The sequence below is a fragment of the Vulcanococcus sp. DEBay_Sum22DG08_74 genome, from assembly GCF_017852955.1.
GTDB lineage: Bacteria > Cyanobacteriota > Cyanobacteriia > PCC-6307 > Cyanobiaceae > Vulcanococcus.
This window is the reverse complement of sequence record NZ_JAFMKL010000014.1, coordinates 19,747-27,893: the sequence shown is the minus strand read 5'-3', so window position 1 is coordinate 27,893 and position 8,147 is coordinate 19,747. Positions and strand designations below refer to the sequence as shown.

Below are 8,147 nucleotides of genomic sequence, written 5' to 3'. Positions count from 1 at the left end.
ACCTGCCGGTTACGCCCCTCCCGGAGCTCCAGCTGCAGCCAGCTGGTGGGGATGCTCTGGCGCACGCGAATGGGTGGATCACGCTCGGGCCAACCCGGGTCCTGCAGGGCCTGCGCTTGGGCGGGCAGGGTGCGTTGGCCCTGAATCACCAGCCCTGAGCGCAGGGCGTTGAGGGCATCCTCGCTGGGAATGCCCTCGACTTGGCTCCAGTAGCGGCGCCAGTGGCCCCAGGAGGGATCGGTCAGCCTCTGTTGCAGTCTTCCGTTGCTGGTCAGCAGCAGCAGGCCTTCGCTATCGGCATCCAGCCGCCCCGCTGCATAGACACCGGGAACCTCGATGTAATCGGCCAGGCAACCCCAGCGACTGCCCTCTTCAGGGGTGAACTGACTGAGAACGCCGTAGGGCTTGTGGAACAGGAGGGTGGTCAGGGTTCAGGAGGCCTGGCGAGCCTTCCAGAGATTCACAACCCCGATCGAGATCATCAGCAGACCCAGATCCATCGAAACGGGGGGGAGAACCATGCCGGCTGCCAAAACAATCGTGAGCCGCGACCCTAGCGACAACTAAGCTGTGGAGAGCACTTGGGTTGGCCACTAGCAGCAGCGCATGATTGAGACCTCCGGCGTCATCGAGAAGGAACAGGGCAACGGGTTCTACCTGGTCACCCTCGAGCAGCCCGCTGGCCACCAATGCCTCTGCCGCGCCGCCGGCAAGCTGACCAAGTTCCGCATCAAATTGCTGGCGGGCGACAAGGTGCTGGTGGAGATCAGCCCCTACGACCTGAGCCGCGGTCGCATCACCTACCGCGAGCGCAACGCCAATGCCGGCCCCCGTCCAGGTGGAAACCGTCCTGGCGGTCCCCGTCGCCGTTGATCACTCTTCAACCCCTGGCCAGAGCGGCCAGGGGTTTTTTGTGGGCCGTGCCGCCTAGAGCAGGCTTTCGATCGCCGCCTTGAACTCGCTGCGCTGCTTGACCCCGCGGAACTGTTGCTTGAGTTCCTTGTTCAGGAAGACCTGAACGGTGGGTGTGCCGCTGACACCGGCCTGCTGCGCAATCTCCTGTTCGGCCTCGATGTCGATTTCGATGCCCTGGGCCTGTCCTCCCAGTTCATCCAGGACGCGCTTGAGCTGCGGTTTGAGCACGTGGCAGGGGCCGCAGGTGGGTGAGGTGTAGACGACCACCAGCGGTTTGGTGCTGTCGTGATACAGCTTCCTCAAGGCAAAACTTCCCTTCTGCCACAGGCCATCGCTGCTGAAGTTGGCCTCATCGCTGACGGCCGTGCGCTTGGTTTCGCCCACCTCGGCTGGATCGACGGGCTCATGGCTGACGGTGACCGCCAGGTCCTTCTCCGTCAGCCAGCGTTCGGCGGCGAGGGCGGCCTGGCAGCCGCTACCGGCGGCCGTGATCCCCTGGCGCCACTCCGCATCGGCCACGTCTCCGGCGGCATAGACCCCCTCAAGGCTGGTCTCGGGGCGCCCCGGCTGGGTGATCAGGTAGCCCTTGCCATCGGTGCTGAGCTGCTCGCGCACCAGGCGGGTGTTGGGGGTGTGGCCGATGGCATAGAACATGCCCCGCACGGGGAGCTCTTCGCTCTGGCCGGTCGCGGGATCCTTGAGCTGGATCGCCTCGAGCCACTCGCCACCGCTGCAGTCCGCCACCTGACGGTTCCAGTGCACCTGCACCTTGGGGTTGGCCAGCACCCGGTCTGCCATGGCCTTGCTGGCGCGGAGCTTGTCGCTGCGCACGATCAGGTGGACGCGGCTGGCGTATTTGGTCAGATAGACCGCTTCTTCGCAGGCGGAGTCGCCTCCGCCGACGACCGCCAGCTCCACATCTCGGAACTGCGGGGTCGCACCATCACAGATGGCGCAGGCGCTGATGCCGGCGTTCCAAAAGCGCTGCTCGCTGGGGAGGCCCAGGCGATTGGCGCTGGCACCCGTGGCCAGGATCACAGCGTGGGCCTGGATGGTCTGCCCGTCCGCCTGGATCCGGAAGGGGCGCTGGGAGAGGTCGATGGCCTCGGCGTCGGCCTCGATTAAGCGGGTGCCCCAGCGGACGGCCTGGGCCTTGACCCGGTCCATCAGCTCGGGGCCGAGGATTCCATCGGGGAAGCCGGGGAAGTTCTCGACGTGGGTGGTGGTCATCAGCTGACCGCCAGGGATTCCGCCGTCCTGAAAACCCGTGATCACCACAGGGCTGAGGTTGGCCCGGGCGGCGTAGATCGCTGCGGTGTAGCCGGCGGGGCCGGAGCCCACGATGACGAGGTTTTCAACCGATCCGGGCGCGCCAGCGGCCATGGCCTAAAGCGGAATGACTTCGCTTTAGTTTAGGGATCTCCCTGGCGGCGATTGGGGAGGGGCTGGACGGTTGTCCGTATCCCCTTCGCCAGAGCAAATAAACGGGAAGGCCTAAAGATTCTCTTTAGATTTCAAGTAGGCCGTCGGATTCGTTGCTGGTTTCGTTCTCTGAGCCCTTCTCGAAGCTGGGCACCATCAAGACCTGGTCCAGGATCAGTTCGGGCTGGTCGTCGGCGCAGAGGATCCATTCCCGGAACTCCTCTGTCAGGGCGTAGCTGTCTTCATAAAGCTCGCGATCATCCAGGTAAGCGATGCGAGTGACGGCCCAGTTGCTTGCGACCGAGATGCGCCGTTGGGTTGAACCGTGCATGGTTCTCCGTGCGGTTGAGACCAGGTTGGCGGCTGGCGTGCCGCTTTCCGGGCTTGATTCGCACAAATTCGCATTCAGTGCTGAATATTCGATGTAGTCATTGCTGCATTAAAAAGTCAGGAAGGCGTGGTCCTCGCACCCGAATCACCCCTCCGGCACCATCCTCGACGGCCTGCAGCGGCAAACTGGCGCCTCGGTTTTGTCCACTTGCTTCTTCCGGAGCGTCGCTGCTTTTCGGCCTCAGGACGTAGGGCTCGCTCAGGGACCAGGTCCGGGCGTACTGCATCAGCAGCGGATCGGCTGGGGCAAAGACGTAGGAGGGGTGCCGCGGCACGCTCTCGGCGCTGGCCCGCTCTCCATTCATGCGAACGGCTCGGGTGATGGCCTGCACGAAGCGAGTGCGGGTGACGACGGTGGTGAGGTAGGCCACCACCCGCAGCCTCGGTGCATCGAAGCCCTCGGCGCACATGTCGATGCTCACCAGCCAGTCGGAATCGCCCGCCTTGAAGCGCTCCATGCGTTCTGCGGCTTCGGGGTCTTGGGAGTGCACCAGTTGAACCCGGTCCCCTTCCTCCTCCAGCAGTCCGCAAATCCGGCGGGCATGGGCAATGTCACGGGCCACCACCAGGCCGCCCGCCTCTGGGTGCTCGCGCCGAACGGATTCCAGCCGTTTGCGGGCATTGAGCAGCAGCCGCAGGGCGATGCTGCTGCTGTCCCCCAGGCGAATGGCGCGCCGCAGGTTCCGCGCCCGCCAGCTCTCGCGCTCTTCCTGGGAGAGGGGCGAGCGCTCGGTGTCTGACAGTTCCCCCTGCCGGCCGTGATCCACCCAGCCGTCCTGGAAGCGGAATTCCAGGGGGCGCACGTCACCGGCCTGGATCAATTCCCTGGGCTCGACACTCAGATCAGGAGCGATCTGCTCGACCCACTCCTGGCCGTCATGGACCTGGATCCGCCGGGCGGCACAGAAGCCGAGGTTGTCGGCTCGAAACGGCGTCCCGGTGAGCCCCAGGCGCAACTGGGCGCTTTGGCTGAGCCGGCTAAAGGCATGGCCCCAGGCCGTGGCCTCCGGTTCCTCCGGGTCGACCCCGAGGTGGTGCACCTCATCGGCGATGGCCAGCCAGGGACCCCAGCCCCACTGCTTGAGCTGCTGCTCCAGGGACTCCAGGTTGCGGCCCGCCGCCTGATAGGTGAGCAACAGGCCCTGGCTGTCCGCCAGGTCGCTGCCGCAGAGGCCCGGTTGCCAGTCCTGGATCTTCAGGTTGAGCCGCTCGGCAGAGGCAATCCACTGGGCGGCGATGGAGCTGCGGTGGCAGAAGACCAGAAAGCGCTCCAGCCGGCCTTCTCGAAGCAACCGTTCAAAGCTCAGCAGGGCCCCCAGGGTTTTGCCGGCCCCGGGCCCGGCGTTGATCAGAACATCGCTGCCCCGGTTGGTTTCCAGCCGGCGCCGCAGCAGTTGGATCAGCTGGGTCTGCCACTGCCGCGGTTGCAGGTTGCTGAGCGGCCGCTGCTCAACAGCCTTGGCGGCAGCCGGAGCGCGCCGGGGAACGCGCAGGTCGAAGGACAGCGATGGCATGCCGCCATTGTGTGGCGATTCGGCCAAAAAAGTTGGGCACTTCTACCTATTCGCATTGGCGCTGGAGGCACTAACTTCCGGCCATCACCCGCTCCCGGGCTTTGCCCCTGTTGCCCATGGATGAGCGTTTTCTGTTTGCACTCACCCCAGACGAGCTTCGGCAGCGCTTTGAGGAGGCGCTGTCTCTGGAATGCGATCTGGACCCAATGATCCTGCGGGCGCGCCAGTTGCGCCGACAGGGCTCCAGTCCCCAGGCCCGCTGCTTAGAACAGGAGCTTCTGCCCCTGTTCTGAGTCCATGCGAGTCGCGGTCACCGGCGCTTCCGGCAAAACCGGCTGGAGAGTGGTCGCCGAGGCCCTGGCCCGCGGTTTCGAGGTTCGGGCGATCGTCCGACCTGGCTCAGTCCTCCCACCTGGGTTGGAGGGAGCCGAGGTGCATCGCCTCCAGCTGAACGACAGCGCGGCCCTGCAACAGGCCCTGCGCGGCTGCGATGCCCTGGTCATCGCCACCGGGGCTCGACCCAGCATTGATTTGTTGGGGCCCCTGAAAGTCGATGCCCTTGGCGTGCGCCAGCAGCTGGAGGCTTGCCGCTCCGTTGGCCTCAAGCGCCTGGTGCTGGTGAGTTCCCTCTGTGCGGGCCGTTGGCTGCACCCGCTGAACCTCTTTGGCCTGATCCTGGTCTGGAAACGCCTCGGCGAGCAGTGGCTCGAACAAAGCGGGCTAGAGGTCACGATCGTTCGCCCCGGCGGCCTCAAGGAAGCCGAGGAGGACATCGCCGCGCAGGAGCTGCGCTTCTCCGGTGCTGATCAACAGGAGGACGGCAGCCTTCCGCGCCGCCTGGTGGCCCGGGTTTGCCTGGATGCCTTGGAGGTCCCAGCCAGCGCGGGACGCATCATTGAGATCACCAGCACTGTTCCGGACGTTCCGGCCCCTGAACCCCCTGCGCTTGCCAGCTGGTTGGCTTGAGAACGCTTACGGCCGTATGCGAATCTGCCTCCACCCAGGGTCGAGACATTGATTCGTGTTTTAGTGCCAAGGGAGTGCCGTCCTGGTGAAACCAGGGTCGCGGCCACTCCCGAAACCGTGCGCCGTTTGGCGGCACGCGGCTGCACCTTTGTCGTCGAGCGGGGCGCTGGTCAGGCCAGCGGTTACGACGACGCGGCCTATGAAGAGGCCGGTGCTGCGCTGACGGACCCCAGTGCTGAGCAGTGGTCTCAAGCGGACGTCGTTCTGACGGTCCAGGGTTCGGATCTGGCCCAGAAGCATTCCCCGAAAGCCGGAGCCCTGCTTCTGGGTTTGCTGGAGCCCCACGGCAACGACGCCCTCAAACAGCGTTTCCAGTCCGCTCAGGTGAGCGCACTCGCCCTTGAGCTGCTGCCTCGGATCAGCCGGGCCCAGAGCATGGACGTGCTCTCCTCCCAGGCCAACATCGCTGGTTACAAGGCCGTTCTGCTCGCTTCGGCGGCCCTGGATCGCTACGTGCCGATGCTGATGACGGCCGCGGGCACGATTCAGCCGGCCCGCGCCCTGATCTTGGGTGCCGGCGTTGCGGGCCTTCAGGCCCTGGCGACCGCCCGCCGCCTGGGCTCCGTGGCCTACGTCAGCGACGTTCGCCCCGCCGCCAAGGAGCAGGTGGAGTCCCTCGGTGGCCGCTTTATTGATCCGCCTGAGTTGGATCAGAAGCCCGGCGAAGCCGGTGGCTACGCCAAGCAGGCCACAGAAGCCTTCCTCGCTGAGCAGCGCCGTCAACTCACCGAACAGTTGGCCCTGGCCGACATGGTCATCTGCACGGCCCAGGTGCCGGGCAAGAAGGCGCCGCGTCTGATCGATGACGCGATGCTGCAGCACATGCGTCCCGGCAGCGTCGTGGTTGACCTGGCGGTCGCCCAAGGCGGCAACTGCGAAGGCACCGTGCCCGGCCAGACCGTCATCCGCCACGGCGTTCAGCTGATCGGCGGCGATGGCCTGCCCTGCAGCGTGGCCAACCACGCCAGTGCCCTCTATGCACGCAACATCGCGGCGCTGCTTGAGCTGTTGCTCAACACCACCGCCGAGGGTGCCTCCTCGGTGAACCTCGATCTGGACGATGAGATCGTCTCGGGCTGCCTGTTCAGCCACAACGCCCCTGAATCTGCCGGAGGTGCTGCATGAGCAGCCTGAATGAAGCCCTTTGGGTGCTGCTGCTCGGCAGCCTCCTGGGTCTGGAACTGATTGGCAAGGTGCCCCCCACCCTGCACACCCCCCTGATGAGCGGCGCGAACGCCATCAGTGGCATCACCGTGCTGGCCTCCCTGACCCTGATTGCTCAGGCTCAAGGCAACCCCGGGATGTTGATCCTCGGCGCGGTCTCCCTGGGCTTTGCCCTCTTCAACGTGATCGGGGGCTTCCTCGTGACCGACCGCATGCTCGCCATGTTCAGCCGCAAGAAGTCAGGAGCACGCCGATGAGTGGCCTCGCGCTGTTTGGTTATCTGATTGACCTGCTGGCGGTCCTGCTGCTGGCCCTGGGCCTCAAGGGCCTCTCCAAGGTTCGCTCCGCCCGCTCCGCCAACGGCCTGGCGGCCCTGGCCATGGGCCTGGCCGTCGTTGGTCTGTTGATTCAGCTGGCGCCCTCGCCGGTGGCTTGGGTCTGGATTGCCGTTGGCACGGCCGCTGGCGGCCTGCTGGGTCTGATCACGGCTCGCCGGGTGCCGATGACCTCCATGCCGGAGACCGTCGCCCTCTTCAACGGCTGCGGTGGCATGGCCTCCCTGCTGGTGGCCATTGCGGTGGCCCTCTACAACTCCGCTGAGTCGGACATGGTGGCCCTGGTGTCCATCGTGATCTCGGTCTTCGTCGGTGCGATCACCTTCAGCGGCTCCATCGTTGCGATGGGCAAGCTGCAGGGCTGGATCGACACCCCCGGTTGGACCCAGAGCCAGGTGCGCCATGGCGTGAACATCGCCATCGCCGTTGCCGCTCTGGTGGGTGCCTTCGCCCTCCCCGGCGATCCCGCTGGCTCGTCCCTGTGGCTGCTGGTGGTGGCCTCGAGCCTGCTCGGCATTGGCGTGACCCTGCCCATCGGCGGTGCCGACATGCCGGTGGTCATCTCGTTGCTGAACTCCTATTCCGGCGTGGCTGCTGCCGCCGCTGGCTTCGTGGTGGGCAGTCAGCTGCTGATCGTGGCGGGCGCCATGGTCGGTGCCGCTGGCCTGATCCTCACCCAGGTGATGTGCGACGGCATGAACCGCTCCCTGGTGAGCGTTCTCTTTGGTGGTGCCCTGGGCGGCGCTGCTCCGGTTGGTGGTGGCGGCGAAGAAGCCGGCTACACCCGGATCGTCAGCTGCAGCCCCGAGGAGTGCGCCATGGCCCTCGAGAGTGCTGAGCGCGTCGTCTTCGTCCCCGGTTACGGCCTCGCCGTGGCCCAGGCCCAGCACGCCCTGCGCGAGCTGGCCAAGATGCTCGAAGCCAATGGCTCCGAGGTCAGCTACGCCATCCACCCGGTGGCCGGCCGCATGCCGGGTCACATGAACGTGCTGCTGGCGGAAGCCGATGTGCCCTACGAGCAGCTGCTCGAGATGGACACCATCAACCCCGAGTTCCCCCGCACCGATGTGGTCATCGTCCTGGGTGCGAACGACGTGGTGAACCCCGACGCCAAGAACGATCCCAACAGCCCCCTCTACGGCATGCCCGTGCTTGAGGTGGACGGGGCCCGTCAGGTGTTCGTGGTCAAGCGCAGCATGGGCGCCGGTTATGCCGGCATCAAGAACGCCCTGTTTGAGCTGCCCCAAACCGCCATGGTCTTCGGTGATGCCAAGGCTGTGCTGCAGGGCCTCTGCGCTGAACTGCGCAGCCAGGGCGTCGGTAAGGGCGCTTGATTCGCTCCTCGTCAATGAGCAGCATTGGGGGCCCTCGGGGCCCCTTT

The 8,147-nt window shown here is 65.7% G+C and carries 10 protein-coding genes; 6 read left to right on the top strand and 4 right to left on the bottom strand.

Annotated elements, in window-relative coordinates:
- The coding region (locus QZ184_RS03435; RefSeq protein WP_296418155.1) for a pseudouridine synthase at positions 1 to 428 on the bottom strand (428 nt) is incomplete at its 3' end.
- A 178-nt stretch (positions 429 to 606) separates the two neighbouring features.
- Between QZ184_RS03435 and infA the strand changes: the two genes are divergently transcribed.
- Positions 607 to 873: a translation initiation factor IF-1 gene (infA, locus tag QZ184_RS03430; RefSeq protein WP_010310444.1), complete on the top strand. Its 267-nt coding sequence runs from the start codon at positions 607 to 609 to the stop codon at positions 871 to 873.
- A 54-nt stretch (positions 874 to 927) separates the two neighbouring features.
- Here infA and trxB read toward each other — a convergent pair whose 3' ends face one another.
- The 3 genes from trxB to QZ184_RS03415 form a co-directional block, all read right to left on the bottom strand.
- On the bottom strand, positions 928 to 2,298 hold the full coding sequence (gene trxB / locus QZ184_RS03425; RefSeq protein WP_296418153.1) for a thioredoxin-disulfide reductase: 1,371 nt from the start codon (positions 2,296 to 2,298) through the stop codon (positions 928 to 930).
- A 124-nt stretch (positions 2,299 to 2,422) separates the two neighbouring features.
- Positions 2,423 to 2,668 carry a hypothetical protein gene (locus tag QZ184_RS03420; protein WP_010315719.1) on the bottom strand — a complete coding sequence of 82 codons (246 nt, stop codon included), beginning with the start codon at positions 2,666 to 2,668 and terminating at the stop codon, positions 2,423 to 2,425.
- 97 nt (positions 2,669 to 2,765) lie between these two features.
- A complete protein-coding gene (locus tag QZ184_RS03415; protein WP_010315721.1) occupies positions 2,766 to 4,241 on the bottom strand; it encodes a DEAD/DEAH box helicase family protein in 1,476 nt (491 codons plus the stop codon).
- 101 nt (positions 4,242 to 4,342) lie between these two features.
- Between QZ184_RS03415 and QZ184_RS03410 the strand changes: the two genes are divergently transcribed.
- The 5 genes from QZ184_RS03410 (at position 4,343) to QZ184_RS03390 (ending at position 8,100) form a co-directional block, all read left to right on the top strand.
- Positions 4,343 to 4,534: a hypothetical protein gene (locus QZ184_RS03410; RefSeq protein WP_010315723.1), complete on the top strand. Its 192-nt coding sequence runs from the start codon at positions 4,343 to 4,345 to the stop codon at positions 4,532 to 4,534.
- Between the two features lie 4 nt (positions 4,535 to 4,538).
- Positions 4,539 to 5,207 (top strand): SDR family oxidoreductase, encoded by a 669-nt coding sequence (locus QZ184_RS03405; protein WP_010315726.1) that lies wholly within the window; start codon positions 4,539 to 4,541, stop codon positions 5,205 to 5,207.
- 63 nt (positions 5,208 to 5,270) lie between these two features.
- Positions 5,271 to 6,392 (top strand): NAD(P) transhydrogenase subunit alpha, encoded by a 1,122-nt coding sequence (locus tag QZ184_RS03400; protein ID WP_247477348.1) that lies wholly within the window; start codon positions 5,271 to 5,273, stop codon positions 6,390 to 6,392.
- Positions 6,389 to 6,688: an NAD(P) transhydrogenase subunit alpha gene (locus QZ184_RS03395; protein ID WP_010315729.1), complete on the top strand. Its 300-nt coding sequence runs from the start codon at positions 6,389 to 6,391 to the stop codon at positions 6,686 to 6,688. Before QZ184_RS03400 ends, QZ184_RS03395 begins: the two co-directional genes overlap by 4 nt.
- Positions 6,685 to 8,100: an NAD(P)(+) transhydrogenase (Re/Si-specific) subunit beta gene (locus tag QZ184_RS03390; protein WP_010315731.1), complete on the top strand. Its 1,416-nt coding sequence runs from the start codon at positions 6,685 to 6,687 to the stop codon at positions 8,098 to 8,100. The genes QZ184_RS03395 and QZ184_RS03390 overlap by 4 nt, the downstream gene beginning before the upstream one ends.
- Positions 8,101 to 8,147 lie beyond the last annotated feature (47 nt).

Coding starts and splice junctions, on each gene's coding strand:
- infA (WP_010310444.1), top strand. CDS start 607: ATGATTGAGACCTCCGGCGTCATCGAGAAGGAACAGGGCAACGGGTTC.
- trxB (WP_296418153.1), bottom strand. CDS start 2,298: ATGGCCGCTGGCGCGCCCGGATCGGTTGAAAACCTCGTCATCGTGGGC.
- QZ184_RS03420 (WP_010315719.1), bottom strand. CDS start 2,668: ATGCACGGTTCAACCCAACGGCGCATCTCGGTCGCAAGCAACTGGGCC.
- QZ184_RS03415 (WP_010315721.1), bottom strand. CDS start 4,241: ATGCCATCGCTGTCCTTCGACCTGCGCGTTCCCCGGCGCGCTCCGGCT.
- QZ184_RS03405 (WP_010315726.1), top strand. CDS start 4,539: ATGCGAGTCGCGGTCACCGGCGCTTCCGGCAAAACCGGCTGGAGAGTG.
- QZ184_RS03395 (WP_010315729.1), top strand. CDS start 6,389: ATGAGCAGCCTGAATGAAGCCCTTTGGGTGCTGCTGCTCGGCAGCCTC.
- QZ184_RS03390 (WP_010315731.1), top strand. CDS start 6,685: ATGAGTGGCCTCGCGCTGTTTGGTTATCTGATTGACCTGCTGGCGGTC.